This window comes from Actinoplanes sp. NPDC048988 (genome assembly GCF_043197815.1).
Classification (GTDB): Bacteria; Actinomycetota; Actinomycetes; order Mycobacteriales; family Micromonosporaceae; genus Actinoplanes.
Genome location: NZ_JBICTW010000011.1, coordinates 240,979 through 266,606 on the forward strand (window position 1 = coordinate 240,979; position 25,628 = coordinate 266,606).

Consider the following 25,628-nt stretch of genomic DNA (forward strand, 5'->3'; position numbering starts at 1 on the left):
ACATGGCGAGAGCGGGACTGACGGCCGACCGGCTGGCCCAGGCGGGCGCCGAGCTGGCCGACGAAGAAGGCTTCGACAACGTGACGCCCTCCGCGCTGGCCCGGCGCTTCGACGTGAAGGTCGCCAGCCTCTACTCTCATGTGAAGAACGCGCACGACCTCCGCGTCCGCGTCGCCCTCCTCGCCCTGGAGGAGCTGGCCGGGCTGGTCGCCGCCGCGCTGGCCGGCCGGTCGGGCCGCGACGCGCTGGCCGCCCTGGGCGACACCTACCGCGACTACGCGCGGGCACATCCGGGTCGCTACGCCGCCACCCAGTTCCCGCTCGACGACGAGACGGCGATGCGCAGCGCCGGGCCGCGGCACTCGCAGATGACGCGGGCGGTCCTGCGCGGCTACGCCCTGACCGAGCCCGACCAGACCCACGCCGTCCGCCTGCTGGGCAGCACGTTCCACGGCTTCATCGCCCTCGAGCTGTCCGGCGGCTTCTCCCACAGCACACCCGAGGCCGGCGAGAGCTGGAACCGCATTCTCGACGTCCTCGACGTCACCCTTCGTCACTGGCCCGCTTCGTCACCGGCCCCGAGGGACACACCATGATCACCACACCGATCACCGCCGAGGTCGTCCGCGGCGCCGTCGAGCTCGAGCCCACGGCCCACGGCCTGCTCCCCCATCGCCTGCCCGGGTGGGCCCGCGCGCAGACCCCCGACCCGCAGCTGGCCATGGTCGAGGCACAACCTTCCGGGGTACGCCTCGTCTTCCGCACCCGCGCCACGACGGTCGAGCTGCTGACCGTGCCCACGAAGCGGGTCTACCCCGGCCTCCCGCCGCGCCCCGAGGGCGTCTACGACCTGCGGGCCGACGGCGCCCTGGTCGCCCAGGCCACCGCCGCCGGCGGCAACGTCATCACCATCGACATGTCCACCGGCAAGTCCGGCTACCAGCCCGGCGGCCCCGTGACGGTGCCCTTCACCGCGCTGCCGGCCGGCGACAAGACCGTCGAGATCTGGCTGCCGCACAACGAGACCACCGAACTCGTGGCCCTGCGTACCGACGAACCGGTCGAGCCCTGGGCCCCGACCGGAACCGGCCCGGTCTGGGTGCATCACGGCAGCTCCATCAGCCAGGGCTCGAACGCCACCAGCCCGACGTCCATCTGGCCGGTCGCGGCCGCCCTGGACGCCGGGGCCGACCTGCTCAACCTGGGGTTCGGCGGGAGCGCGCTGCTGGACCCGTTCGTGGCCCGGACGATCCGCGACACCCCGGCCGGCCTCATCACCCTCAAGCTCGGCATCAACCTGGTGAACGCCGACCTGATGCGCCGCCGCGCCTTCGCCCCGGCCGTGCACGGCTTCCTCGACACCATCCGGGACGGCCACCCGGCCACCCGGCTGATCGTGGTCTCCCCGATCCACTGCGCGATCCACGAGGACACCCCCGGGCCCGGCGCCTTCGACCTGGAGGCCCTCAAGACCGGCGAGCTGAAGTTCATCGCCACCGGGACTCCGGACCCGACCAAGCTCACCCTGCGCGTCATCCGGGAGGAACTCGAGCGCGTCGTCACGGAGCGGAACGACCAGAACCTGACCTACCTCAACGGCCTCGACCTGTACGGCGAAGCCGACTCCCGGGACCACCCCCTGCCCGACCGCCTGCACCCGGACACCGCCACCCATCGCCTGATCGCCGACCGCTTCGTCAAGCGCGTCTTCGGCTGAGGACCGCGGCAGGCTCCGGTTCGACGAAAAGTTCCGCCGAACACCGATGAGTTCGCGCGCGGGCGCGGGTCTACCGGGCAGAACGCCGATGAAGGGACACGACAATGAGCCAGCCAGAGACCCGCACCCTCGCCACGCCCGGCGCGGTGCTGACATACGACGTCCGCCCGGGTGACGGGCCGCTTCTGGTCCTCGTCGGCTCGCCGATGCAGGCCGAGGGGTTCGCGACGCTCGCCGGGCACTTCCCGGACCGGACGGTCGTCACGTACGACCCGCGCGGCATCGCCCGCAGCGAGCGCACCGACGGCGTCATCGAGTCGACGCCGGACGAGCACGCCGACGACATCGCGGCCGTCATCGCCGAGGTGTCCGACGGCGGGCCGGTCGACGTCTTCGGCAGCAGCGGCGGGGCGGTGAACACGCTCGCGCTCGTCGCGCGGCATCCCGCCCTCGTTCGTACGCTGGTCGCGCACGAACCCCCGTCGCTGCCCGTCCTGCCCGACCGGGAGACCGCCACCGCGGCGACGGTGGACATCCACGAGACGTACCAGAAGTCCGGCATGGGACCCGCGATGGTCAAGTTCTTCCTGCTCACCGGGGCCAAGGGCGAGATCCCGGCCGGTTTCGCCGACCAGCCGGCGCCCGATCCGGCGCAGTTCGGGCTGCCGGCCGAGGACAGCGGCGACCGCGCCGACCCGCTGCTGGGCCAGAACCTCATGTCGTGCACGCACTACGAGTTCGACTTCGGCGCGCTGCGGGCCGCGCCCACCCGGATCGTCGTGGCGGTCGGCGCCGAATCCGTGGGCGAGCTGGCCCATCGGGGCGGCGAGGGCGTCGCGGCCCGGCTGGGCACCGAGGCGGTCACCTTCCCGAGCCACCACGGCGGCTTCCTGGGCGGCGAGTTCGGCATGACCGGCGACCCGGACGGCTTCGCCGCGGCGCTGCGCGAGGCGTTGCGCTAGTCACGCTTTATTGCCAAGGCTTTGCAGCAGGGGCTCGGGGGAAATAGCGTCCGATCATGACCGCCACCTCCCGGGCCGCTCGATTTCGGGCGAGCCTGACCACCGCCGACAAGCGGTCGCTGTACGGCATGGCCGGCTTCATCGTGCTGCTGCACGTGGTCGGGTTCGGGCTGCTGTTCGGCTTCGTGGTGCCCAAGCACTTCCATCTCGGCGGGGCCCATCCGGTCTTCACGGTCGGCGTCGGGGTGCTCGCGTACACGTTCGGGCTGCGGCACGCGTTCGACGCCGACCACATCGCGGCGGTCGACAACACCACGCGCAAGCTCATGCAGGACGGGACCGGGCGCAAGCCGCTGTCGGTGGGTTTCTGGTTCTCGCTCGGGCACTCGACGATCGTGTTCGGGCTCGCGTTCCTGCTCTCGTTCGGCGTCAAGGCCCTGGCCGGGCAGGTCGAGGACGACGGCAGCGCGCTGCACTCGGTGACCGGGGTGATCGGGGCCTCGGTCTCCGGCGTCTTCCTGTGGATCCTCGGGATCCTCAACCTGGTGGTGCTGATCGGGATCATCAAGGTGTTCCGGGCCATCCGCCAGGGACGCTACGACGAGCAGGAGCTCGAGGAGCAGCTCAACAAGCGCGGCTTCATGAACAGGCTGCTCGGCGGCCTCACGAAATCGGTGCGCAAGCCGTGGCACATCTATCCGGTCGGGGTGCTGTTCGGGCTGGGCTTCGACACCGCCACCGAGGTCGGGCTGCTCGTGCTGGCCGGCGGCGCGGCCGTGTTCAACCTGCCGTTCTACTCGATCCTGGTGCTGCCGATCCTGTTCGCGGCGGCGATGTGCCTGATGGACACGGTCGACGGCGTCTTCATGAACGTCGCCTACGGCTGGGCCTTCGCCAAGCCGGTCCGCAAGGTCTTCTACAACATCACGATCACGTCGATCTCGGTGGCGGTGGCGCTGATCATCGGCACCATCGAGCTGATCGGCGTGCTCGACGACCAGGCGCACATCACCACCGGGCCGCTCGCCGCGATCGGCGCGATCCCGCTCGACTACGCGGGCTACGGCATCGTCGGGCTCTTCGTGGTGGCCTGGGCGGTCGCCCTCGCAGTCTGGCGTTTCGGCCGCATCGAGGAGCGCTGGTCGGCGCCTAAATAGGCCGGATCTCCTCGGTGCAGGCCGGCTCGCCGGCCTGGATGCGGGCGGTGACGTGGCAGGCGACCTGGCGCAGCATCGTGATCTGCTCCTCGGTCAGCCCGTCGATCACGTAGCGCCGGACGGCCTCGACATGCCCGGGCGCGGCCCTGACCACCAGGTCCCAGCCGTCGTCGGTGAGGATGGCGACCGTGTAGCGCCCGTTGCACGGGTCGGGCTCACGGCGCAGCAGGCCGCGGGTCTCGAGGCGCTTCACCACGTTCGACAGGCGGGACAGTGAGCTGGCCAGCCTGCGCGCGAGCTCGCTCATGCGCAGCGTGCGGCCCTCGGACATCGACAGGCCACTGAGCACCATGTAGTCGAACAGCGTGATGTTGTTGTCGCGCAGGAGCTGGGCGTCAAGCGCGGACGGCAGCAGGAACATCAGCTGAGCCAGCGAGATCCACGCCTCGCGTTCCTGATTCTCGAGCCACCGCGGTTCCGCCTGCATGCCCAGAAGAGTACGGCTCGGACGCGACTCCCCCGGAAACAGACGTGACACATCTCCCATATTCAAGCTTGAAGTGAACCTGCTACCTTAGCTTCAAGCTTGAAGCAAGAATGAGAACGTCACCGAGGAGAGCTCCCATGACCCTGTTCCGCCTGGACGCCAGCATCCGGATCGACGGCTCCACCAGCCGCGAGATCGCCGACATCGTCGAGCAGGAGTGGCTCGCCTCCCACCCCGGCGACAAGGTCGTCAACCGGCACGTCGGCGCCGAGCCCATCCCCGCCACCGCCTGGGGCAACGCCGTCGCCGGGGGCGCCACCGAGGAGGCCGCCCGCACCCCCGAGCAGCGCGAGGCCATCGCGCTGGCCCAGACCCTGGCCGACGAGCTGATCAACGCCGACGCCATCCTGTTCGCCGTCCCGCTCTACAACTACGGCGTCTCCCAGCACTTCAAGACGTACGTCGACCTGCTGCTCACCGCGCCCAACGCGTTCGGCCAGCAGTTCCTCAAGGGCAAGCCGGTCGTGCTCGCGACCGTCCGTGGCGGCGCCTACGGCGCGGGCACTCCCCGTGAGGGCTGGGACCACTCCACCCCGTACCTCAAGCGGGTCATCGCCGACATGTGGGGCGCCGACCTGACCATCGTCGAGCGCGAGTTCACGCTCGTCGGCTCGAACCCGGCCCTCGACCAGTTCACCGACGCCGCCGCCGCCATGCACGCCGAGGCCCTCGACGCCGCCCGCGAGGCGGGCAAGGCGCTGGGCGCTCTTCCCAACGGCCTCTGAGTTCGGCACTGTGAACGGGTGAGCCGATTCGTCGATGAAGTGATCGCGAACGCCGCCCGCGCCCGCACCGGCATGGTGACCGGTGAACCGGGCGAACCCCTCCGCCGCACGTGGGGCGAGGTCCACGACGCCGCCCGCCGGATAGCGGGCGGGCTCGAGCCCGGCCAGGCCATCGCCGTCCTGGCCGGGCAGCCCGCCCAGATCGCCGGAGTCGCGCAGGCGATCTGGCTGGCCGGCGGCAGCATGACGATGCTGCACCAGCCCACTCCCCGGACCGGCCTCGAGGTCTGGCGCGACGACACGGTGCGGGTCCTGCGCATGATCGACGCCGGGGCCGTCGTCGTGGGCGCGCCTTTCGAACCGGTGATCCCGGTCCTCGAGGCGTACGGCATCAAGCATCATCTCCTCGACGATCTGCTGGCGGGCCCGCCGATCGACCGGATCGCCGAGACCGGCGAGGACGACGCGGCCCTTCTCCAGCTCACCAGCGGGTCGACCGCCGAGCCCAAGGCCGTGCGCATCACCCACGGCAACCTCTACGCCAACGTCACCGACTCGGCGCGGCATCTCGGCTGCGACGAGAGCGGCGTCATGGTCTCGTGGCTGCCCATGTTCCACGACATGGGCATGGTCGGCTGCCTGCTGCTGCCCATGCTCAGCGGCATGGAGCTGATCAGCGTCACCCCGGCCGACTTCCTGAGCCGGCCGCTGCTCTGGGCCGAGCTGATGAGCCGGTACGGTGCCACGATCACCACCGCCCCCAACTTCGCCTGGGCGGTGCTCGCCCGCCAGCTCACCCGGGTGCCCGACGGCGCCCTCGACCTCTCGAAGCTCCAGGTGGCCGGCAACGGCGCCGAGCCGATCGACCCGGCCACCATGGAGGCCTTCGTGGCCACGGCGACCCGGTTCGGGCTGAAACCCGAGGCGGTGAACTGCTGCTACGGCGCCGCCGAGAGCACCCTGGTCATCTCGATGTCGGCGATGGCCGACCCGATGCTGCTCGACGTCGTCGACGCGGCGGCGCTCGAGCGGGACCGGCGGGCCGTGCCCACCGAGGGCGGCGCCCGCCGGCTGCCGAAACTCGGCAAGCCGTTCCCCACCGTCGAGGTCCGGGTGGTCGACGACGACGGCAAGCCGCTGGGCGAACGCCAGGTCGGCCGGGTGCAGCTGCGCGGCGAGTCGGTCACCGACGGCTACATCACGCCGGACGGCTGGGAGCCCGCGCGCGACGCCGGCGGCTGGCTCGACATCGGCGACGAGGGCTACCTCACCGACGGCCAGGTCGTCGTCTGCGGCCGCCGCAAAGACGTGATCATCATGGGCGGCCGGAACATCTACCCGACCGACATCGAACGCGCCGCCGGCCGCGTCCCCGGGGTCCGGGAGGGCAACGTCGCGGCCGTACGCCTGCTCGCCGGCGACGGCCGGCCCCGCGAGTCCTTCGCCGTGATCGTGGAGGCCCGCGACGGCGCGCCCGACGACATCGCCCGCGAGGTCACCAGCCGCATCGTGGCCGAGATCGACGCCCGCCCGGCCCAGGTCCGGGTGGTGCCGCCGGGCTCGCTGCCCAAGACGCCGTCCGGGAAACTGCGCCGGGGCGCCGCGCGGGACCTGCTCGGATGACGCGGGCGCTCGTGTTCACCCGCACGGCCGGCTACCGCCACGAGTCCCTTCCGGCCGCGGTGGCGGCGGTGTCCGCTTTCCCGGGTGTCCGCGTCGTGCCCAGCGAGGATCCCGTCGCGCTGCACGACCTCAGCCGGTTCGACGTGGTCATGTTCCTGTCGACGACCGGCGACGTCCTCGACCGGCGCGGGCGCTCGTCGCTGCGGTCGTTCGTCACGGGCGGCGGTGGCTTCGTGGGGGTGCACTCGGCGGCGGGCACGGAGCTGAGCGATCCCTGGTACGGCGAGCTTCTGGGCGCCCGGTTCGCCGGGCACCCGGACGGCGTACAGCAAGCGACGCTCTTCGATCCTGACGGTGTGCCCTGGAAGTTCACCGACGAGTGGTACGGCTTCACCGAGGTCCGCGACGACCTGGAGATCCTGCTGACGGTGGACGAGGAGACCTACGAGCCCGGGCCGTACGCGATGACGGGCCCCCATCCGCAGGCGTGGCGGCGGCCGGTGGAAGCGGGCCGGTCCTGGTACACCGCGCTCGGGCACACGAACGAGGCCTGGGCCGACCCGGCGTTCCTCGACCACGTTCGCGGAGGTATCGCCTACGCCGCCCGCGGCTGACGGGTTCACGCCGGTGACGACGGTCGCGAAAGGGTGTCGCGGCCGTCGCCGCGGCCTAGCGTGGGCGGCGTGCTGGAACTCATCGACCGCTTCGGCTACCTCGGCGTGGCCGGCGTCGTCTTCGTGGAGAGTTTCGGCGTTCCGGCCCCCGGCGAGACCGCGATCATCGCCGGCGCGGTGGCCGCCGGCAGCGGCCACCTGAACATCTTCGGCGTCGCCACGGTCGCCTTCCTGGCCGCCGTCATCGGCGACACCCTCGGCTACGAGATCGGCCGCCGTGGCGGCCGCCCGCTGGTGCAGAGATTCGGCAAGTACGTCCGCCTGACCCCCGAACGCCTGGACAAGGTCGAGGCGTTCATGACCCGCCAAGGCCCGAAGATCATCGTGGTGGCCCGCTTCGTCGAGGGGTTACGGCAGTTCAACGGCATCGTGGCCGGCCTCAGCGGCATGCACTACCGCAAGTTCATCGCCTGGAACGCGCTCGGCGCGGCCCTGTGGGTGGGCTTGTGGGCGACCGGCGGCTACTTCGCGGGCGACCACATCGAGCAGATCGCCAAGGCGGCCAGCCGCTACCTGGTCGTGGTGGCCGCGGTGGCGGTGCTGGTCGTCGTCGCGTACGTCTGGCGCCGTCGCCGCCGGACGGCCGATAGGTGAGAATGTTCGCGCATCTCCCCATCAGTCCCCTCAGGAGGCTCCATGAAGGGCCAGGTCGTCCACTCCCCCACCGGTGAACAGATCGTCCTCGCCGACATCGGGCTGGCCGAACTGTTCGACAACCCGGTCGTCCGGGTGTGGGACGTGTCGCTGCGGCCCGGCGAGACGCACCCGTGGCACCTGCACCACAACCCGTACGTGGTGCTCAGCATCTCCGGCTCGGAATGCCGGATGGACTGGCTGGACGGGTCGGAACCCCGCTTCCTCAACGAATATCGGGGCGGGTCCGTCTACCGGCCGATCTCGCCGGTGCACCGGCTCACGAACATCGGCGACCGCTTCTACCAGAACCGCCTGGTCGAGTTGAAGCAGCTGGGCGAGCTGCGCGCCGAACCGTACCCGGTGGGCGAGGGCGCCCGCAGCATCCCCGGCTCCCCGCTGGAGCACGACCACGTCCGGGTCCGAACGGTACAGGCACCGGCCGAACTGGACCTGGCGCAGGTGCCGCACGTGCTGGCGGCCCTGGACGAGCCCCAGGAGGTCCGCTTCCACGAGGGCGGCCCGCTGAAACTCGAGGGCACCGGCGAGTGGTTCGTGGTGGAGCTGACCCTGCCGATCTAGGAACCGTAGGCGACGAGGCGGTCGTGGCCGTGCGGAAGCCCGAAGCCGGAGACGTCGAGGGCGAAATTGGCGAAGGCCACACCGTCGTACAGCCAAGCCCCCGGATTGTCGGCGAGCACCCGGACAAGCCGCCGCTGCCGTTCATCGAGCCGCCGAAACGGCGTCCCCGCGGCAACGGGCCCGCCCGGGAAGGCGGCCCGCAGCGCCACACGGAGCGCGGTGAGCGCCGGCTCCGCGCTGACGTGGCGCAGCCTTCCCAGGGCGGGGTCGAGCGCGTCCACCCCGATCAGGGGCAGAGAGAGAAGAGCGTAACCCTCGAGGTCCCCTTCGAGGTACGGGATCGAGGGGTCGGCCGGCCCTTCGAAAGCGGCCCAGCCGAGCAGTTCGTCCCGCACGTCCCGTTCCTGGCCGGCGTCCTCACCGCCCACCAGGCGGGCCAGCGCGACCGCGCCGGCCCAGCGCATCTTCGGGTCTTCGCTGAGCAGCGCCCTTCTCGCCACCGGCACACCTTCAGCCATCCCCAGCAGCCCGATCCCGACCACCGCGCCCGGGTCCGCCGCCGCCCCTGAGATCTGCTCCGCTCGCGCTCCTGCCCCTGCCCCTGCCCCTGCCCCTGCCCCTGCCCCTGCCCCTGCCCCTGCCCCTGCCCCTGCCCCTGCCCCTGCCCCTGACCCTGCCCCTGACCCTGCCCCTGACCGATTTTTCAGGATTTCCAGCGACTTAATCTCGCCGGGAAACCAACTCAAGAGATACGCCGCCGACGCGGCGACATCGTCGTCCCCGGCGGCCAGCCGTTGCAGCACAGGCAGACCCGCCGCCACCGCCTCATACGCGCGCAGCTCATCCACCAGGCCTCGCGCCCGCAGTTCGTCCACCCGTACCGTCCCCGGCAGCCACATCTCCTCCGCCCCGATCGCAATGATCCCCAGCAGATAGAGCAGCAGATCCCGATCGGGCGTGGACGCCTCCGCCACCAACTCCAGCAGCCCCGGCACCGCCGCCGCGCTGGCCGGGTAGCGGTTCCCCTGGTGAACGATGCTCGCGTAGAGCGCCCCGAACGCCTCCCGACGCTCTTCCTCGTCCACCGATCTCAGCGCCGCGAGGTGCCCCGGCACGTCCTCCGCCGGCCCGTACGCGTGCCGCAGCCCCGCCCAGTCCACCACCGCGCCATCATGCCAGCCCTTGACCAGCGTTTCCTTCGCCGCCGCCACGCGTTGATCATGCGATGAAGCGGACAGTCTCCCTACTCCTGACGCTCGCACTGGGCACCCTGGCGCCATCCGTTCCGGCGCACGCCGCCGGCGCCCCGGCGCCCGAATTCGGCAAACCAGTACCGGCATCCAGCGCCCCGGCACTGCCAGCCGGCGCCCAGGCACTGCCAGCCGGCGCCCAGGCACTGCCAGCCGGCGCCCCGGCACTGCCAGCCGGCGCCCCGGCACTGCCAGCCGGCGCCCCGGCACTGCCAGCCGGCGCCCCGGCGCTCGCACCCGGCGCCCAAGCACCCACGGCCCACGCACCTACCGACCGGGCGCTGGCGTCCGGCGTATCGGTGCGGGCTCCGGACGCTCTCGCGGCTGCCGTTGATCGGTTTCTCGCCGATCCGGCTCTGGCCGGAGCTCAGGCCGGCGTCGTGGTGGCGGACGCGCGGACCGGCGCGACCCTTCTGAACCGGCGGGGCGGCGAGCGGCTTCTGCCCGCCTCGAACGTCAAGCTGCTGACCTCGGCCGCCGCCATGGCACTGCTCGGGCCGGGCCACCGTTTCGTCACCTCCGTACGAAGCGGCGGCTCCCGGCCGGGCCCCGTCCTCAACGGTGACCTCTACCTGCGCGGCTCGGGCGACCCCGCGCTGACCCCCGCCTCGCTGGACGCGCTCGCCCGCGACGTGGCCGCCACCGGGCTCCGCCGCGTCACGGGGGATCTTGTCGGTGACGACACCGCCTTCGACGACGTGCGGCTCGGCCTCGAGTGGGCCTGGGACGACGAGTCCTTCGCCGGGGCGGCGCCTGTGTCGGCCCTCACATTGTCACCCGACAGTGACTTCCTGTCCGGAACGGTCACCGTTACTGTCGGTGGAACCCCACCCGTCGTACGGCTGACTCCTCCGACGTCTCTGCTGGCCGTCGACAACCGCGCCGCCACCGGGCCCGGCCCGAGCACCGTCGCGGTCACCCGCCGGCACGGCACCGACACGCTTCTGGTCACGGGGACCTTGGCCGCCGGCGCCCCGGCCGAGAAGCGATCCGTTGCCGTGGGTGACCCCACCCTGCTCGCCACTGAGGTCTTCCGCTCGGCGTTGCACCGTCACGGCGTACGGCTGGAGGGAAGAACTCGGACCGGCGAGCCCGCGCCGTCCGGCAGCCGGGAGGTGGCCCGGCATGCCGGGCCGCCGCTGCGCGAGCTGATCGCCCCGCTGCTGAAACTCTCGAACAACAACATGGCGGAACTGCTGGTCAAGGCCATGGGCAACGGCTCCTGGGAGGCCGGAACGGCCGCGGTCGCGGGCTACCTGGCCCGGCTCGGCGTCGATCCGGCCACGCTGCGGCAGGTGGACGGCTCCGGCCTGTCGCGGCGCAACCTGGTCCCGCCCGCCGCGCTGGTCCGGCTGCTGCTCCGCGTGCGCGCGGAACCCTGGTTCGGCACCTGGCGCGCGGCACTGCCGGTGGCGGGCGACCCGGATCCGCTGATCGGCGGCACCCTGCGTAACCGTATGCGCGGCACACCGGCGGCGGGCGTGGTGCACGCCAAGACCGGCACACTCACCGGCGCCTCGGCCCTGTCCGGCTACGCCGACGGTGTCCACCCGGTCGTCTTCTCGGTGATCGTCAACAATCAGCTGGCCGCCTCCGTCACCCCGGCCATCGACCGCCTCGTCGTCGCGCTGAGTGACCAAGGATCGCCTGACGTCTGATCCTGAGTGCTCGCGGGCGCGCCCCTGCGTCGGCCGACTGGCGTACGGCGAATACGGTATGGCGGAGACTTCGCTGGGATGACGACGGGATGATCCCCGTCGAGCGATGCTGGTCAGGGCAGGATGCCGCGGCACCGCGCATCGGACGACTCTGGAGAACGGCACCGTGACGACCGAACAGCCCGCTGTGAGCGGCGACCAGATCGCCCGGCGGGCCGAACAGACCGTGGCGGTGCCGACGGCGCCCTCCACGTTCGCCGACGATCTGGGCCACTTCATGCTGGTGTACAAGTTCGGCCTGGCCGAGATCGGCACGAAGATCTCGATCCTGGCCGAGGAGCTGGCCCACCGCGGCCGGGGCAACCCGATCGAGCACGTGCTCCCCCGCCTCAAGACCACCCAGAGCCTCACCGCGAAGGCCGACCGCATCGGGTGCCCGCTCAACCTCGACGACCTGCGCGCCCGGATCCGCGACATCGCCGGCATCCGGATCGTCTGCAGCTTCGTCTCGGACGTCTACACGGTCGCCGACATGCTGACCCGCCAGCCCGACGTCACGCTGATCGAGACGAAGGACTACATCGACCGCCCGAAGACCAACGGCTACCGCAGCCTGCACCTGATCGTCGAGATCCCGGTCTTCCTGTCCGACCGGGTGGTGTCGGTACCGGTGGAGGTCCAACTCCGTACCGTCGCCATGGACTTCTGGGCCAGCCTGGAACACAAGATCCATTACAAGTACGACCCCGACGTCCCCGCCGCCCTCCGGCAGGAGCTCGCCGCGGCGGCCGAGGACGCCGCCCGCCTGGACGTCCGCATGGAACGCCTGCACCGCGAGATCCACGGCCCCCGTCGCTGAGCCGGAGCTTCACACCCCTAGCGCGACCCACTCGATCTCGTCGCCGTCGCTGCCCACGTCCTCGCGGGTGGCGATGTTGACGCCCAGGCCGGGCACGTCCATGCCGTCGGTGAACTCGACCGGCTCCCGCAGCTCGAAGCCACGGGCGGTGAGCGCCGGCTCCAGGGTGCCGAACGTCGTGTCGTACAGCTCGATCCCGTCGTACTGGAGCGAACCGGCGATGAACAGGATCGACGTGAGCAGCCCGTCGTCGTACCGCAGGAAGAGAGTCGTGTGCTCGTTGCTGAACTGGTCCTCGTAGGGCCGGTTCTCGTCGGGCGCGCCGAAGCGGCCGGCCAGCGCGGCCCGCAACCGGTCGCGGCCCGTCCTGAGCAGCACTTCGACGTCGCCCGACCGGAGCCCCTGGTGGGGCACCAGTTCCCAGCGCTCGGCCATCCGATCCTCCCAGAAAAGGATCATGGTAGCCGGGTGTCAGGGTGCCGCCTGGAACACGAGGTTGAAGGGGGTCTCGGCCACGCGGCGGAACTGGGAGAAGCCGGCGCCGGTGGCCACGTCGCGCAGGCGGCGCTCGCCCGCCTGCGCGCCCAGGGCGGCGCCGACCTCCTGGGAGAGTGAGTTCGGCGTACACAAAAGGGTCGAAGCTCCGTAATAGACCGCGCCGACCGGGTTCAGATTGTCGCGCACGGAGTCGCCGGCGAACGGCTCGACGATGAGCAGGGAACCGCCGGGCGCGAGCCGGGAGCGCAAGTGAGCGAGGACGCCGCCCGGGTCGCCCATGTCGTGCAGGCAGTCGAACAGGCAGATCAGGTGGTAGTCGCCCTCGAGGTCCTTGGCCGGGCCGGTCTCGAAGCGGGTCCGGTCGGCGACGCCCGCCTCGGCCGCGCGCTGCCGGGCCGTCTCGACGGAACCGGCGTGGTAATCGGTGCCGACGAACCTCGACTGCGGATAGGCGCGGGCCATGAGGATCGTGGAGGCGCCGAGGCCACAGCCGATGTCGGCCACCCGGCCGCCGGCCTTGAGCGTGGCCTCCACGCCGTCCATGGCCGGGATCCACGAGGTGGTCAGGTAGGCCTGATAGCCGGGGCGGAAGAACCGCTCGCAGCCCTCGAACAGGTCGTGGTGGTGCTCGTGCCAGCCGACACCGGCGCCGGTCCGGAAGGCGTCGACGAGCCGGTCCGTGGAGCGCACGGCGGCCAACATCAGCTCGAAGCCGCCGATCACGCAGGCCGGGCTGTTCTCGTCGGTCAGCGCGACGGCGTGTTCGGCCGGCAGCACGAACCGGTCGTCGCCGGTGAGCTCGACGTAGCCGGCGGCGGCCTGGGCCGACAGCCACTCGCGGACGTAGCGCTCGGCGGTCCCGGTGCGGTCCGCCAGCTCGGCCGCCGTCACCGGCTTCCCGTCGGCCATGGCCCGGTACAGGCCCAGCTTGTCGCCGATCACGGCGAGCGACCCGGTCAGCATCGATCCGAAGTCACCGACCGCCCGGAAGACGAAGTCCATCAGGCGCTGCTCGTTCACTGTCGTAGTCGTCATGCCGGGCAAGCTATGCGGGCCGATTTCCGTTTCGTGTCCGCTTCCCGTCCGCGCCGGCGGCGCCGGGCGCGCACAATCACCGGCATGCCCGGCGAGCTGCGCATCCGGCTGCTCGGCGGCTTCCACGCGGAGGCCGCTGGCGAGACCGTCGCGCAGTGGCATCGCAGCGCCGCCCTCTGCCTGGTCAAGCTGCTGGCGGTGACTCCCGGCCACCGGCTGCACCGCGAGCGGGCCGTCGATCTGCTGTGGCCGTCCGCGCCCTCACGCCTGAACAAAGCGCTGCATTTCGGCCGGCGGGCTCTGGGCGGCGAGCATCTGCTCCTGCGCGGCGAGATGCTCAGCCTGCACGGCTCGCCGCTCTGGGTCGACGCCGACGCCTTCGAGGAGGCGGCCCGGCGAGGCGACATCGACCAGGCCCTTCTGCTGTACGGCGGTGAGCTGCTGCCCGAGAACAGATTCGACGCCTGGGCGTCCACGCGTCGCGACCAGCTGCGCGACCTCATGGCCCCGCTGCTGCTGTCCCGGGCCGACGGGTTACTGGCTCGCGGGGACCGGCGCGGGGCCGTGGCCGCGCTGGAACAACTCGTCGAGGCCGACCCGCTGCACGAGGAGGCGTACGCGCGGCTGATCGCCCTCGAGGAGCGCCATCGCGCCCTGCGCTGGTACGCGCGGATCGAGGCGCTGCTGCGCGACGAGCTCGGCGTCGCCCCGGGTGCCGCGCTGCGGCGCGCCCACCGCGCGCTGCTGGCCGCGCCCGCCCCGGCCGGCGACGGCGAGGAACGCAAGCTGGTCACAGTGCTCGACGCCGACTTCCGGGGCCACCCCGCCCTCCGAAGTGAAGCCGACGACCCCGAACAGGCGCGGCGGGATGTCGCGACGTGGACCGGTCTGCTCGGCGAGATCGCCGGGCGGTGGGGTGGCACGGTCCAGCCCCGGGTCGGCGGCGGAATCATCGCGATCTTCGGCTATCCGGCCGCGCGGGAGGATCACGCCTCGCGGGCGCTGTGGGCGGGCTTCGAGATGTTGCAGCGCTCGGCCGCGCCGCTGCGGATCGGCGCCGACACCGGGGAGATCATCGCACCGGATCCGCCGTCCGAGGCCCTCGGCGACATCGGGGGGACGGTTCTCGACGGGGCGGCCCGGCTGCGCGAGGCGGCTCCCCCGCGCACGCTCCACGCCACCGGGCGTACCCGGCGGGCCGCCCGGCGTGGCGCCTTCCGTTTCGGGGGCAGCCGCCTGCTGGCCGCGTCGTGGGCCGTCGAGCAGCAGCACACCGGCGAGCCGCCGATGGTCGGCCGCGCCGGTGAGCTGACCGCGGTCCTCGGGCTGATCGACGAGGCGGTCACCAGCCGCCGGCCACGCCTGGTCACGGTGGCCGGCCCGGCCGGCATCGGCAAGAGCCGCCTGGTGCGCGAGGTCGTCCTGGAAGCCGGGGCGGCCCGGCCCGGCATGCGGGTGCTGCGCGGGCGATGTCTGGCCGCCGGTGACGGCATCACCTACTGGCCGCTCGGCGAGATCCTGCGCGACGCGTGCGACATTCCGCTCAGCACGCCCGGCCCGGTCGCCGCCGAGCGGCTCCGCGGCGCGGCCCGGCACCTGGATCCGCCCACCGTTCACGCCCTGGCCGCCGGGGCCGCCATCCGCCTGCCCGGCAACCCGCTCGACACGGCCGACCCGCGGACGGTGGCCGACGAACTCGGCCGGGCCTGGCCGCGTTTCGTCTCCGCGCTCGCCGCCCGCGGCCCGCTCGTGCTGGTCATCGAGGATCTGCACTGGGCGGGCGCGCCCATGCTGGCCATGGTGACGCGGCTGCTGGCCCGCTCGGCCGGGCCGGTCGTCCTGCTCGCCACCGCCCGGCCGGAGCTGTTCGAACGCGACCCCGCGGTCGCCGGTACGGCCGGCGCCTCCGTCGTGTCGCTCACCGCGCTGACCGACGAGGCCGCCCGCGACCTGGTCACCCGCCTGCCGCACGATCCCGGCCGCCGCGACGAGATCCTGGCCCGCGCCGAGGGCAACCCGTACTTCCTCGGGCAGCTCGCCGCCCACCTGGCCGAGGGCGGTTCCGGCACGGCCCTGCCCGACACCCTGCACGCCCTGCTGTCGGCCCGGGTCGACGCGCTGCCACCGGCCGAGAAACGCCTCCTGCGGGCCGCCGCCGTCGCCGGCCGGACCTTCTGGACGGAGCCGCTGCGCGACCGGCACGACCCCGAGGCGCTGGCCTCCCTCGAAGCACGCGGTCTCGTGCTGGCCCGGACCGGACCGGGGCGAGAGGAGTACGCCTTCACGCACGCCCTGCTGCGTGACGTCGCCTACGCCGCGCTGCCCACCGCGCAGCGGGCGACCGGGCACGCCGACGTGGCGGCCTGGCTCGAGGAGGTCTCCCGCGAGCGCGTCGACGAGGTCATCGAGCTCATCGCCTTCCACTACGCGGCCGCCGCCGACAACGCCGGCCAAAACAAGGCCGGGACCAACGATTGGGTACGGGCGAAAGCCTTCCGCTCGCTCATCGCCGCCGGTGTCGGCGCGCGCCGCCGCTACGCCGTGGACAAAGCGCTCGACCTGCACCGGCGGGCGCTGCGGTACGCCACCGATCCGGCCGAGGCGCTGGAAGCGATCGGCGACGACCACGAAACCGCCTACGCGGGCGACGACGCCGTCCGCGCCTGGCGCGAGGCGATCGCGCTGACCCACGGCGACCGGCGGGCCGCGCTCTGCCTGAAGACCGCCCAGATGGTGGTGGCCCGCTGGGGCGGGTTCCGGGTGCCGGCCGACCCGGCCCTGGGCGACCGGGTGATCGACGAGGGCCTCGCCGCCGTCAGCGATCCGTCGGTCAAGGCCCGGCTGCTCGCCCTGCGGGCGCTGTGCGGCTCACGGTGGTCGTGGACCGGCCGGCCCGACCCTGTGCCCGTCGCCCACCGCCGCCGGGCCGCCGAGGCGGCGTGCGCGCTGGCCGGCCGGCTCGGCTCGCCCCCGCTGCGCGGCGTCGCCCTGCTCGGCCTGGCCGCCGTCCACTTCCAGGAGGGCCGCTACCCCGACGCCGTGCTGAACATCCTGGAACAGACCGGGAACGACGGCAGCGACCGGGACCGCGCCCTGGCCCATCTCGTCGCCTGCCTGCTCATCACCGACGTCCGCGGCGACCACGTGACCGCCTTGGAGCACGCGCTCCTGGCGTACACGGGCGCCCGTGACCTGTCCCCGCACGATCGTCTCCACGGCACCGCTGTGGTGATGACCTGCCTCGAGCACCTGGGCCGGTGGGCCGAGATCGACCCGTACCTGCGGGAGCACCTGGCGCTGCGCCAAGGCCCCGAGGCCGAGATGAGCTGCCCCTACATCCGCTCCGGCCCGCTGGTCGCGGCCCTGGCCCTGGCCCGCCGGGGTGAACCGGACCGGGCCCGGGCGGTGGCCGCCACCGTCACCCCCGACCTGCTCCGGCCGGGCAACCCCGAGGCGGCCCGGGCCCGATTGCTGGTCGAGCTGGGCGACCCGGCCGCCGCCCGCGACCTGGCGCTGTCGCTCGTCACCCGGCGGCGCCGGCCCGGACCCGAGGAGATCCCGCACGAAGCCCTGGCCCTGGTCGAGTCGTACGAGGCCCTGGCCGACCACGAGGCGCTGCGCGACTTCCTGCCCACCGCCCGCTCGGCCGCCGGCTACTTCGCCGCGATCTCACCGCACTGCGACCGCGCCGAGGCCCACTCCCTGGCCGCCGCGGGCGACCACGCCGCCGCGGCCCCCTTGCTGACCCGCGCCGCCACCGCGTTCGACCGTATGTCCCTGCCCTTCCAGGCCACACGCACCCGCCGAGCCGCCGCCGAGCTGAACATCGCCGCACCGCCAGGACGCGGAACTGCGTAGCGAGGTCAGCGGCAGCCTCCGTAGGCTCGCCACCGTGCGACTGATGACCGAACGCCTGCTGCTGCGCCCGCTGCGGCACGGCGACGAGGCGGATGTGCTGGCCTACCGGAGCCGGGCCGACGTCTCGCGCTACCTGGAGGGTGAGCCCATGGCGCCCGGCGACGTGGAGTCCTTCGTCGCGGAGCGGGCGGACGCCACGCGCATCGAGAAGGACGGGGATCGCATTCTGCTCGGCGTCGAGCTTGACGGTCGTGTCATCGGGGACGTACGGCTGCGCTCGGGGCGCCTCGAGGACCGGCAGGGCGAGATCGGCTGGGTCTTCCACCCCGGTCATCAGGGGCACGGCTACGCCACGGAGGCCGCCCGCGCGCTGGTCCGCCTCGGCTTCGACGAGCTGGGCCTGCACCGGGTGTGGGCTCAGCTCGACCCGCGCAACGAGGCCTCGGCCCGCGTCTGCCGTCGCCTGGGCATGCGGCAGGAGGCGCACCTCGTCGAGGAGTCCCGCTTCAAGGGTGAGTGGGGCGACCTGGCCATCTACGCCGTCCTCGACCGCGAGTGGCGAGCCGCGTCCGAACAGCCCGGCTGACGCCCGCCGTCAGGGGCGGACGACGGCGGTGAAGTCGGTGGCGCCGGAAGGTGCCGGGTCGCCGTTGTCGTCCAGCAGGGCGGTGACGGTCAGGGCGGCCTCGGCACACAGGGCGCGGAACTGGGCCGGAGTGTGCCAGTGCAGGATCCACTCGCGGCCGGCCGTTTCGGATCCGGTGGCGGTGAGGCGTTCGTAGCGGCTCGTCGTGACGCGGGTTCGGGCCACCGGGTCGTACGTCTCGGACAGCGGGGTGTAGCGAAGCAGCGAGCCGTCGTCACCCTCGGCCTCGCGGGGCACGCCCAGGTCGGTGGAAGGGTCCGGGATCCACAGCGGAATCAACGCGGCGCCGTCGTCGGTCAGGTGGGCGCGGATGGCCTTCAGCGCGCGCAACGCCGTCTCGTCGTCCGGCAGCAGGTTGAAGGTGGGGCCGGCCAGGAAGATCGAGCGGTACCGGCCGGGGAGCGACAGGGACTCCATCGGCTGATGGTGGAGGGTGACCTCCACGCCCCGGGCGGCCGCGTTGGCCCGACAGCGGGCCAGCATGTCGGCCGAGGAGTCGACGCCGGAGACCGCGAAACCCTGGGCTACCAGGGACAGCAGCGGCTCACCGTCGCCGCAGCCCAGTTCCAGGGCCGGCTCCCCGGTGCGGCTGATGAACCCGGCGTAGGGGGCGGCGTCGAAGTGGGCGGACTTCAGCTTGGCGTACGCGTCCACCACCAGGCCCGTGTAGAACTGGGCCGGGTTCACTCGCGGCCCCGGAGCAGGGAGACCCGGAACGGGCGCAGCTCGCCCCGGGCGTGGCCGCTCGTGATCGCCGGGTCCTCGTCCATGATCCGCCGGGCGGTGGCCTCGTCGGGGGCCTCGATGACGGCGACGCCGGTGTTCACCGGGCCCAGGGTGGGTCCGGCCATGATGAGCACGCCGTCGGCCAGGAGTTGCTGCAGGCGTTGGAAGTGGGCCGCCCAGACGGCTTTTTCCTCGTCGGTCATGGTGGCGGCGAAATTCTCGCGGGGCGGATGAAGAAAATAGATCCACTCGGCCATGCGCGAAACTTATCAGCAGGCGGCCGGGAGGAAACCGCGGTGAACGGGGCGAGGGTGTACGCATGGATTTCGTGAAGGGCCGGGTGCTGCGACCCGGCGACGAGGACTTCGACGCCGTCCACCGGCCGTGGAACCTGGCCGGGCGCAAGCCCTACTTCGCGCTGTCGCCGTCGGACTCGGCGGCCGGCGCGTTCGACCCGGACACGCTCGAACGGCTCCGCGCGGTGAAGCGCCGCCACGATCCCCGCGACGTCCTGCGCGCCAACTATCCGGTGGGCGGCTGAATTTCGTCTCGCTCAAAAAACGGGCTGGAGCTCACGGATATCCGTCCCTGACCGATTTGTGAGGTAAGCAGCAGAGGCAGACGGACGACACGAGGCACCCATGACGACGAGCACAGCCCACCCGGCCGGTAACGCGGTCACCCGATGGTTCGCCAACCTGAAGATCAACCGCAAGATCGGGGTGCTGGTCGCGGTTCTGGCCGTGGCCGCGCTCGGGGTCGGCGTCATCGGGATCAACCGGATGGGCACGCTGAACGACGAGCTCACGGCGATGAAGTCGAAGCATGTCGAGAGCATGGCGAACCTCCTCGGCGTCCAGGGCGGCATGTCGGACATGTACCGCGCGATGCTTTTGCACAACCTCGGGACCGACGCGGCCAGCAAGGCCGATGCGATCAAGCTGACGAAGGCCGCGGACGCCGATATCGACACGGCGCTCGAGGCCTACGCGGCCGCGGCGGCCGGCTCGGCCACCCGGCAGGCCGCCGTGGCCACCCTGAAGGAAGGCTTCGGGACGTACCGGGATCTGCGCAACGTGCTTCTCTACCGGGAGAGCCCGCCCGCGGGTTTCACCATGCCGACCGACATCGGCGCCGCCTTCGACAAGGCGGAGACGACGGTGAACGACACCGTCGACCAGCTGCGGGCGCTGGAGAAGGCGGAAGCGAGCGCGCGGGCCGAGAAGGCCTCGGCCGCCTACTCCTCGGCCCGGACCTGGGTCATCGTGGCGATCGCGGTCGGGCTGGTGCTGGCGCTGCTGCTGGCGTACGTCATCTCGTCGTCGATCAAGCGCCAGGTCACGTCCGTCGGCAACGCGCTGCGGGCGCTCGCCGCCAACGACCTGACCACGTCGGCGACCGTGTACGGCCGGGACGAGATCGGCGACATGGCGGTCGCCGTCAACGAGGCCCGCGAGGGGCTGCGGCACACGCTCCACGAGGTCACCGCGACCGCTGCCACGCTGGCCGCGGCCGGCGCCGACCTGTCGGACGCCAACCAGGAGATCTCCACCCACGCCCGTGAGGCGGCGGCCCAGGCCGGCATGGTGTCGTCCGCCGCCGACCAGGTGTCGGTGAACGTCTCCACCGTCGCCGCCGGCTCCGAGGAGATGGGCGCCTCCATCCGCGAGATCAGCCAGAACGCCAACGACGCCGTCCAGGTCGCCGCGCAGGCCGTCGGGGTGGCCGAGGCCACCAACCGCACCGTGTCGAAGCTGGGCGAGAGCTCGGCCGAGATCGGCAACGTGGTCAAGACGATCACCGCGATCGCCGAGCAGACCAACCTGCTGGCCCTGAACGCCACCATCGAGGCGGCCCGGGCCGGCGAGACCGGCAAGGGCTTCGCGGTCGTCGCGGGCGAGGTCAAGGATCTGGCCCAGGAGACGGCGAAGGCGACCGAGGACATCTCCCGGCGGGTCGAGGCGATCCAGGCCGACACGTCCAGCGCGGTCGACGCGATCGGGGAGATCAGCCGGATCATCGCCAAGATCAACGACTATCAGGTGACCATCGCGTCGGCGGTCGAGGAGCAGACGGCCACCACGGGCGAGATGACCCGCAGCGTGGGCGACGCGTCCGGCGGTACGACCGACATCGCCGCCAACATCACCGGCGTGGCCAACGCGGCCCAGTCGACGACCGCCGCGCTCACCAGGGCCACCATGACCGTCGACAACCTGTCCCGGGTGTCGTCGGAGCTTCAGGAGGTGGTCGGCCGGTTCCGCCTCTGAACAACGGCCCAGCCGGCGGACCAGACGGCGAGGGACACCAGGGCCAGGGTCAGGCCGTGCTCGGCGCCGTGGCGGAGCCAGGCCACGGCGACGCCGGCCTGGACGGCGGCCGCGATCAGGAACACGGCGGCCGTACGCAGGAGCCGGCGGCCCGCGCCGGCGGCGCGGTTCACGGCGATCGCCGTGACCACCAGGACGCAGAGCAGCCCCACGAACGCGATCACCACCACCGCCACGAACGGAAAGGCGGAGAGCAGGGACGACGGGTCGGTACGGCCGGTCTCCGCCAGCAACAACAGGAACGGCCCGAACGCCAGCTGCGGCGCCAGGAACCACGCCCAGCCCGCACTCCCGCCGGCCCGCGCGTTGGCCGCGACGGCGGCGCCGGTGGCGGCCAGACCGGCGAACAGCAGGCCGAGAGCGACGGCGAAGAGCACGTCCTCGGTGCGGTACGAGTCGGTGATGTCCGTCAAACCGGGCGCCGGCACCGCGGCCGACCGCGCCGTCGCGGGGAAGCCGATCCGCGTCCACGTGCCGCCCGCGTCGCGCACCGCGAAGCCGTCGCGCCGGTTCGCCACCACCACGACGTGCCCGCCGGAGGGCAGGTCCCGCACCACTATCGACCGGCCGCTCAGCTGGCTGTCGCGGTCGTAGAGGTCGCCGTAGCCCCGGTAGAGCGCTTCCTGTTCCCGATCGGTCAGCCGCCAGTCGCCGGTCCAGGTGACTCCGTCCGTCGTCATCTGGACCGCCAGCTCGTCCGCCACCAGCCGGTAGCAGGTCTTCGGCTGGGCCGTCGAGCAGGCCGAGCGCCTCGGCTGGGTCACGTCCGGCCGGTATCCGGGCGGCGCGGCCGAGGGCAGCCAGGTGTGCCCGCCGTCGCGGCTGGCCGACCAGTCGGCCGCGCGGTACGTGGACTCGTTCACCCCCGCGTACAGGACTCCGCCGGCCGACTCGGCCGCGTCCGCCGACGGGCTCTCCGGCGCGCTCGTGGCCACCACGCCCACCAGCGCCACCGGCAGCAGCACCCCGATCCGGGCCGCCCGCCACCACCGCCCGCCGGCCGCCGCGAAGCAGTGGCGGAACGCCCAGTAGGCCACCCCGAGGAACGGGAGCGTGATCAGATCGGTGGGGTCGGACCGGAACTCGGTGGCCCGGAGCAGCGACCATGCGCCCGAGGCGGTCGCCGCCGCGTACGGCCAAGCCTTGACCAGGGCGAAACCCACACCGACGGTGACCGTCGCGATCGGCCCGGCCAGCCGGTCCTTGACCAACGGGGTGAGGAGCACGGCCAGCAGCGCCGGCGCCATGACCAGGCCGGCCGCGTCGCTGAGCTTGCCGGTGAGCCAGCTCGGATGCGCGGCCTTGAGGTAGTGGTCGTTGAACAGCAGCAGGCCCAGCCCGAGCACTGTGACGGGATGGATCAGCCAGCTGAGGGCGGCGCGTCTCACCCCTGTAAAGATCGCGTCAGCGCGTCACAGCCCGGACACGCGGCAGTATCGAAAAAAGCCCGGCCGGGAAACCGGCCGGGCTCTTCGCGAAAGGGTCAGACGAGGTCGTAGCGGTCGAGCTCCATGACCTTGGTCCAGGCCGCGACGAAATCGTTGACGAACTTCTCGGTGGCGTCGGCGCTGGCGTACACCTCGGCCAGGGCCCGCAGCTGCGAGTTGGAGCCGAAGATGAGGTCGACCGCGGTGGCGGTCCACTTCACCTGGTCGGTGGCCAGGTCGCGGATCTCGTAGACGTGCTCGCCGCTCTCCGCCGCCTTCCACTTGGTGCCCGGGGAGAGCAGGTTGGCGAAGAAGTCGTTGGTCAGCACGCCCGGCTTGTCGGTCAGCACGCCGTGCTGGGCGCCACCGAAGTTGTTGCCGAGGGCGCGCAGGCCGCCGACCAGGACGGTCATCTCGGGCGCGGTCAGGTTCAGCATGTACGCGCGGTCGACCAGCAGGATCTCGGGCTGGGTCTTCTCACCGGGGCGCAGGTAGTTGCGGAAACCGTCGGCGCGGGGCTCCAGGACCTTGAACGACTCGACGTCGGTCTGCTCCTGGGTGGCGTCGGTGCGGCCCGGGTGGAACGGCACGGTGACCTTGACGCCGGCGTCGGCCGCCGCCTTCTCCACCGCGGCCGAGCCGGCCAGCACGATCAGGTCGGCCACCGAGATCTGGGCGCCGCCGGCCGCGTTGAACTCCTGCGCGATCGCCTCGATCTTGGCCAGCGCGGGCGCGACCGGCTGGTTGACCTCCCAGCTGCGCTGCGGCTCGAGGCGGATGCGGGCGCCGTTGGCGCCACCGCGCTTGTCGGTGGAGCGGAAGCTGGCGGCCGAGGCCCACGCGAGCTGCACGAGCTCGGCGACCGACAGGCCCGAGTCGAGGACCTTCTGCTTGAGAGCCGCGATGTCGGCCTCGCCGACCAGGGCGCCCTCGACGGCCGGGACCGGGTCCTGCCAGAGCTGGGCCTCGGGGACCCACGGGCCGAGGAAGCGGGCGACCGGGCCCATGTCACGGTGCAGCAGCTTGTACCAGGCCTTGGCGAACGCGAGGCGGAACTCCTCGGGGTTCTCCAGGAAACGGCGCGAGATCTTCTCGTACGCCGGGTCGACGCGCAGCGACAGGTCGGTGGTCAGCATCGTCGGGCGGTGCTTCTTCGACGGGTCGAACGGGTCCGGGATGATCTCGTCGGTCGTCTTGGCCACGTACTGCTTGGCGCCGCCGGGGCTGGTGGTCAGCTCCCACTCGTACCCGAAGAGGATCTCGAAGAAGCGGTTGCTCCACTCGGTCGGCTTGTCGGTCCAGGTGACCTCGAGGCCGGAGGTGATCTGGTCCTTGCCCTTGCCGCTGCCGTAGGTGCTCAGCCAGCCGAGGCCCTGGGCCTCGATCGGGGCGCCCTCGGGCTCGGGGCCGACGTGGCCGTCGGCGACACCGGCGCCGTGGGTCTTGCCGAAGGTGTGGCCGCCGGCGATCAGCGCGACGGTCTCCTCGTCGTTCATCGCCATCCGGGCGAAGGTCTCGCGGATGAAGTGCGCCGCGGCCAGCGGGTCGGCGCTGCCCTTGGGGCCCTCGGGGTTGACGTAGATCAGGCCCATCTCGGTGGCGCCGACGCCCTCGGCCATCGTCTTCTCGGAGGCGTAGCGCTCGTCGCCGAGCCAGGTGTCCTCGGGACCCCAGAAGATCTCCTCGGGCTCCCAGGTGTCGACGCGGCCGAAGCCGAAGCCGAAGGTCTGGAAGCCCATGTCCTCCAGGGCCACGTTGCCGGCCAGGACCAGCAGGTCGGCCCAGGAGATCTTCTGGCCGTACTTCTGCTTGACCGGCCAGAGCAGGCGGCGGGCCTTGTCGAGGTTGGCGTTGTCGGGCCAGCTGTTGAGCGGGGCGAACCGCTGGCCGCCGTCGCCGGCGCCGCCACGGCCGTCCTGGATGCGGTAGGTGCCCGCGGCGTGCCAGCTCATCCGGATCATGAGGCCGCCGTAGTGGCCGAAGTCGGCCGGCCACCAGTCCTGCGACGAGTGCAGGGTCTCGGCGATGTCGCGCTTGAGGGCCTCGACGTCGAGCTTGGCGAACTCCTTGGCGTACTCGAAGGCGGGGCCGAGCGGGTTGGCCTTGGACGAGTGGGCGTGCAGCACGCTCAGGTCGAGCTGGTTGGGCCACCAGTCGCGGTTGGTGCGCGGGCGCCCACCGGTCTTCGGGGTCGGCGAGTCGATCGCCGGGTTCTCGCTCTCACTGCCGTGGGCGGTGACGGAGTCGTGCGCGACCGGGCAACCGCCGGACTTCGGGTCGAAGGTGTCGCTCATCAGTTTCCTTCCGAACAGTCGGGGCAGCTGCCCCAGTAGACGACTTCCGCCTCGTCGACCACGAAGCCGTGATCGTCGGACGCGGTGAGACAGGGGGCATGGCCGACGGCGCACGCCACATCGGCGATCGCGCCGCAGGACCGGCAGACGACGTGGTGGTGGTTGTCACCCACCCGCGTCTCGTAGCGGGCCGTGGCGCCGCGAGGCTGGATGCGGCGCACCAGACCGGCGTCGGTGAGCACACGCAGTACGTCATACACCGCCTGGTGCGACACCGTGGGCAGATCCGCTCGAACGAGCGAGATCACCGTGTCGGTGTCGACGTGTGGGTGGTCGCGCAGCGCGGCCAGCACCGCCAGACGGGGACGCGTGACACGCAGCGAGACCGCCCGAAGCCGTGCTTCGAAGCCGTCCGCCATGCGACGAA

The 25,628-nt window shown here is 72.1% G+C and carries 24 protein-coding genes; 15 read left to right on the top strand and 9 right to left on the bottom strand.

The window, feature by feature from the left end; translation table 11 throughout:
• The first annotated feature begins 2 nt into the window (after positions 1 to 2).
• The 4 genes from ACGFJ7_RS30285 (at position 3) to ACGFJ7_RS30300 (ending at position 3,836) form a co-directional block, all read left to right on the top strand.
• Positions 3 to 596 (top strand): TetR-like C-terminal domain-containing protein, encoded by a 594-nt coding sequence (locus ACGFJ7_RS30285; RefSeq protein ID WP_360259170.1) that lies wholly within the window; start codon positions 3 to 5, stop codon positions 594 to 596.
• On the top strand, positions 593 to 1,717 hold the full coding sequence (locus ACGFJ7_RS30290) for an SGNH/GDSL hydrolase family protein (RefSeq protein WP_360259173.1): 1,125 nt from the start codon (positions 593 to 595) through the stop codon (positions 1,715 to 1,717). Before ACGFJ7_RS30285 ends, ACGFJ7_RS30290 begins: the two co-directional genes overlap by 4 nt.
• A 104-nt stretch (positions 1,718 to 1,821) precedes the next feature.
• The gene (locus ACGFJ7_RS30295) at positions 1,822 to 2,679 is read left to right on the top strand and encodes an alpha/beta fold hydrolase (RefSeq protein WP_392645087.1); all 858 of its coding nucleotides are present in this window, start codon (positions 1,822 to 1,824) and stop codon (positions 2,677 to 2,679) included.
• Between the two features lie 56 nt (positions 2,680 to 2,735).
• Positions 2,736 to 3,836, top strand: coding sequence for a HoxN/HupN/NixA family nickel/cobalt transporter (locus ACGFJ7_RS30300; protein WP_360259179.1), 1,101 nt, complete (start codon positions 2,736 to 2,738; stop codon positions 3,834 to 3,836).
• On the opposite strand, the gene ACGFJ7_RS30305 is transcribed toward ACGFJ7_RS30300, so the two are convergent.
• The gene (locus ACGFJ7_RS30305; RefSeq protein ID WP_360259182.1) at positions 3,829 to 4,323 is read right to left on the bottom strand and encodes a MarR family transcriptional regulator; all 495 of its coding nucleotides are present in this window, start codon (positions 4,321 to 4,323) and stop codon (positions 3,829 to 3,831) included. The two genes, ACGFJ7_RS30300 and ACGFJ7_RS30305, sit on opposite strands and share 8 nt — an antisense overlap.
• A gap of 137 nt (positions 4,324 to 4,460) precedes the next feature.
• Between ACGFJ7_RS30305 and ACGFJ7_RS30310 the strand changes: the two genes are divergently transcribed.
• From ACGFJ7_RS30310 to ACGFJ7_RS30330, 5 genes are all read left to right on the top strand, one after another.
• On the top strand, positions 4,461 to 5,108 hold the full coding sequence (locus ACGFJ7_RS30310) for an FMN-dependent NADH-azoreductase (protein ID WP_392645089.1): 648 nt from the start codon (positions 4,461 to 4,463) through the stop codon (positions 5,106 to 5,108).
• An 18-nt stretch (positions 5,109 to 5,126) separates the two neighbouring features.
• Positions 5,127 to 6,731, top strand: coding sequence for a fatty acyl-AMP ligase (locus tag ACGFJ7_RS30315; protein WP_392645091.1), 1,605 nt, complete (start codon positions 5,127 to 5,129; stop codon positions 6,729 to 6,731).
• Positions 6,728 to 7,345 (top strand): ThuA domain-containing protein, encoded by a 618-nt coding sequence (locus tag ACGFJ7_RS30320; protein WP_392645093.1) that lies wholly within the window; start codon positions 6,728 to 6,730, stop codon positions 7,343 to 7,345. The genes ACGFJ7_RS30315 and ACGFJ7_RS30320 overlap by 4 nt, the downstream gene beginning before the upstream one ends.
• A gap of 69 nt (positions 7,346 to 7,414) precedes the next feature.
• The gene (locus ACGFJ7_RS30325; RefSeq protein ID WP_392645095.1) at positions 7,415 to 7,999 is read left to right on the top strand and encodes a DedA family protein; all 585 of its coding nucleotides are present in this window, start codon (positions 7,415 to 7,417) and stop codon (positions 7,997 to 7,999) included.
• Between the two features lie 42 nt (positions 8,000 to 8,041).
• Positions 8,042 to 8,620 carry a hypothetical protein gene (locus tag ACGFJ7_RS30330; protein ID WP_360259193.1) on the top strand — a complete coding sequence of 193 codons (579 nt, stop codon included), beginning with the start codon at positions 8,042 to 8,044 and terminating at the stop codon, positions 8,618 to 8,620.
• Here the strand turns inward: ACGFJ7_RS30330 and ACGFJ7_RS30335 are convergent.
• Positions 8,617 to 9,831 carry a hypothetical protein gene (locus tag ACGFJ7_RS30335; RefSeq protein ID WP_392645097.1) on the bottom strand — a complete coding sequence of 405 codons (1,215 nt, stop codon included), beginning with the start codon at positions 9,829 to 9,831 and terminating at the stop codon, positions 8,617 to 8,619. The two genes, ACGFJ7_RS30330 and ACGFJ7_RS30335, sit on opposite strands and share 4 nt — an antisense overlap.
• A 338-nt stretch (positions 9,832 to 10,169) precedes the next feature.
• Here ACGFJ7_RS30335 and dacB point away from each other — a divergent pair, with 338 nt between their 5' ends.
• Entirely contained in the window at positions 10,170 to 11,528 is a 1,359-nt protein-coding gene (gene dacB / locus ACGFJ7_RS30340) for a D-alanyl-D-alanine carboxypeptidase/D-alanyl-D-alanine-endopeptidase (RefSeq protein WP_392645099.1), read from the top strand.
• Between the two features lie 166 nt (positions 11,529 to 11,694).
• Positions 11,695 to 12,387 carry a GTP pyrophosphokinase family protein gene (locus tag ACGFJ7_RS30345; protein WP_392645100.1) on the top strand — a complete coding sequence of 231 codons (693 nt, stop codon included), beginning with the start codon at positions 11,695 to 11,697 and terminating at the stop codon, positions 12,385 to 12,387.
• 9 nt (positions 12,388 to 12,396) lie between these two features.
• Here the strand turns inward: ACGFJ7_RS30345 and ACGFJ7_RS30350 are convergent, their stop codons facing one another.
• Both ACGFJ7_RS30350 and ACGFJ7_RS30355 read right to left on the bottom strand, forming a co-directional pair.
• On the bottom strand, positions 12,397 to 12,846 hold the full coding sequence (locus tag ACGFJ7_RS30350; protein ID WP_392645102.1) for a hypothetical protein: 450 nt from the start codon (positions 12,844 to 12,846) through the stop codon (positions 12,397 to 12,399).
• Positions 12,847 to 12,858: 12 nt separating this feature from the next.
• Entirely contained in the window at positions 12,859 to 13,920 is a 1,062-nt protein-coding gene (locus ACGFJ7_RS30355) for a methyltransferase (protein ID WP_392645104.1), read from the bottom strand.
• Between the two features lie 84 nt (positions 13,921 to 14,004).
• On the opposite strand from ACGFJ7_RS30355, the gene ACGFJ7_RS30360 reads away from it, so the two are divergent.
• A complete protein-coding gene (locus tag ACGFJ7_RS30360; RefSeq protein ID WP_392645105.1) occupies positions 14,005 to 17,778 on the top strand; it encodes an ATP-binding protein in 3,774 nt (1,257 codons plus the stop codon).
• A 43-nt stretch (positions 17,779 to 17,821) separates the two neighbouring features.
• Entirely contained in the window at positions 17,822 to 18,364 is a 543-nt protein-coding gene (locus ACGFJ7_RS30365; RefSeq protein WP_360259210.1) for a GNAT family N-acetyltransferase, read from the top strand.
• Between the two features lie 9 nt (positions 18,365 to 18,373).
• On the opposite strand, the gene ACGFJ7_RS30370 is transcribed toward ACGFJ7_RS30365, so the two are convergent.
• Positions 18,374 to 19,111, bottom strand: a complete 738-nt coding sequence (locus tag ACGFJ7_RS30370) for a class I SAM-dependent methyltransferase (RefSeq protein ID WP_392645107.1) — start codon at positions 19,109 to 19,111, stop codon at positions 18,374 to 18,376.
• The gene (locus ACGFJ7_RS30375) at positions 19,108 to 19,407 is read right to left on the bottom strand and encodes a YciI family protein (protein ID WP_360259214.1); all 300 of its coding nucleotides are present in this window, start codon (positions 19,405 to 19,407) and stop codon (positions 19,108 to 19,110) included. The genes ACGFJ7_RS30370 and ACGFJ7_RS30375 overlap by 4 nt, the downstream gene beginning before the upstream one ends.
• A gap of 62 nt (positions 19,408 to 19,469) precedes the next feature.
• On the opposite strand from ACGFJ7_RS30375, the gene ACGFJ7_RS30380 reads away from it, so the two are divergent.
• Entirely contained in the window at positions 19,470 to 19,691 is a 222-nt protein-coding gene (locus ACGFJ7_RS30380; RefSeq protein WP_392645109.1) for a hypothetical protein, read from the top strand.
• Between the two features lie 100 nt (positions 19,692 to 19,791).
• Positions 19,792 to 21,420 carry a methyl-accepting chemotaxis protein gene (locus tag ACGFJ7_RS30385; RefSeq protein WP_360259219.1) on the top strand — a complete coding sequence of 543 codons (1,629 nt, stop codon included), beginning with the start codon at positions 19,792 to 19,794 and terminating at the stop codon, positions 21,418 to 21,420.
• Here ACGFJ7_RS30385 and ACGFJ7_RS30390 read toward each other — a convergent pair.
• The 3 genes from ACGFJ7_RS30390 to ACGFJ7_RS30400 all read right to left on the bottom strand — a co-directional run bounded on the left by ACGFJ7_RS30390 (position 21,390) and on the right by ACGFJ7_RS30400 (position 25,620).
• Positions 21,390 to 22,868: a hypothetical protein gene (locus tag ACGFJ7_RS30390; protein ID WP_392645111.1), complete on the bottom strand. Its 1,479-nt coding sequence runs from the start codon at positions 22,866 to 22,868 to the stop codon at positions 21,390 to 21,392. The genes ACGFJ7_RS30385 and ACGFJ7_RS30390 overlap by 31 nt on opposite strands.
• A 95-nt stretch (positions 22,869 to 22,963) precedes the next feature.
• On the bottom strand, positions 22,964 to 25,201 hold the full coding sequence (katG, locus tag ACGFJ7_RS30395; protein ID WP_392645113.1) for a catalase/peroxidase HPI: 2,238 nt from the start codon (positions 25,199 to 25,201) through the stop codon (positions 22,964 to 22,966).
• On the bottom strand, positions 25,201 to 25,620 hold the full coding sequence (locus ACGFJ7_RS30400; RefSeq protein WP_360259227.1) for a Fur family transcriptional regulator: 420 nt from the start codon (positions 25,618 to 25,620) through the stop codon (positions 25,201 to 25,203). Before ACGFJ7_RS30400 ends, katG begins: the two co-directional genes overlap by 1 nt.
• Positions 25,621 to 25,628 lie beyond the last annotated feature (8 nt).

What these genes read in the sequence shown, in the direction of transcription:
- ACGFJ7_RS30285 (WP_360259170.1), top strand. Translation starts at nt 3, where the DNA reads ATGGCGAGAGCGGGACTGACGGCCGACCGGCTGGCCCAGGCGGGCGCC.
- ACGFJ7_RS30290 (WP_360259173.1), top strand. Translation starts at nt 593, where the DNA reads ATGATCACCACACCGATCACCGCCGAGGTCGTCCGCGGCGCCGTCGAG.
- ACGFJ7_RS30355 (WP_392645104.1), bottom strand. Translation starts at nt 13,920, where the DNA reads ATGACGACTACGACAGTGAACGAGCAGCGCCTGATGGACTTCGTCTTC.
- ACGFJ7_RS30305 (WP_360259182.1), bottom strand. Translation starts at nt 4,323, where the DNA reads ATGCAGGCGGAACCGCGGTGGCTCGAGAATCAGGAACGCGAGGCGTGG.
- ACGFJ7_RS30320 (WP_392645093.1), top strand. Translation starts at nt 6,728, where the DNA reads ATGACGCGGGCGCTCGTGTTCACCCGCACGGCCGGCTACCGCCACGAG.
- ACGFJ7_RS30310 (WP_392645089.1), top strand. Translation starts at nt 4,461, where the DNA reads ATGACCCTGTTCCGCCTGGACGCCAGCATCCGGATCGACGGCTCCACC.
- ACGFJ7_RS30375 (WP_360259214.1), bottom strand. Translation starts at nt 19,407, where the DNA reads ATGGCCGAGTGGATCTATTTTCTTCATCCGCCCCGCGAGAATTTCGCC.
- ACGFJ7_RS30400 (WP_360259227.1), bottom strand. Translation starts at nt 25,620, where the DNA reads ATGGCGGACGGCTTCGAAGCACGGCTTCGGGCGGTCTCGCTGCGTGTC.
- ACGFJ7_RS30385 (WP_360259219.1), top strand. Translation starts at nt 19,792, where the DNA reads ATGACGACGAGCACAGCCCACCCGGCCGGTAACGCGGTCACCCGATGG.
- katG (WP_392645113.1), bottom strand. Translation starts at nt 25,201, where the DNA reads ATGAGCGACACCTTCGACCCGAAGTCCGGCGGTTGCCCGGTCGCGCAC.
- ACGFJ7_RS30295 (WP_392645087.1), top strand. Translation starts at nt 1,822, where the DNA reads ATGAGCCAGCCAGAGACCCGCACCCTCGCCACGCCCGGCGCGGTGCTG.
- ACGFJ7_RS30380 (WP_392645109.1), top strand. Translation starts at nt 19,470, where the DNA reads ATGGATTTCGTGAAGGGCCGGGTGCTGCGACCCGGCGACGAGGACTTC.
- ACGFJ7_RS30330 (WP_360259193.1), top strand. Translation starts at nt 8,042, where the DNA reads ATGAAGGGCCAGGTCGTCCACTCCCCCACCGGTGAACAGATCGTCCTC.
- ACGFJ7_RS30300 (WP_360259179.1), top strand. Translation starts at nt 2,736, where the DNA reads ATGACCGCCACCTCCCGGGCCGCTCGATTTCGGGCGAGCCTGACCACC.
- ACGFJ7_RS30350 (WP_392645102.1), bottom strand. Translation starts at nt 12,846, where the DNA reads ATGATCCTTTTCTGGGAGGATCGGATGGCCGAGCGCTGGGAACTGGTG.
- ACGFJ7_RS30365 (WP_360259210.1), top strand. Translation starts at nt 17,822, where the DNA reads ATGACCGAACGCCTGCTGCTGCGCCCGCTGCGGCACGGCGACGAGGCG.
- ACGFJ7_RS30360 (WP_392645105.1), top strand. Translation starts at nt 14,005, where the DNA reads ATGCCCGGCGAGCTGCGCATCCGGCTGCTCGGCGGCTTCCACGCGGAG.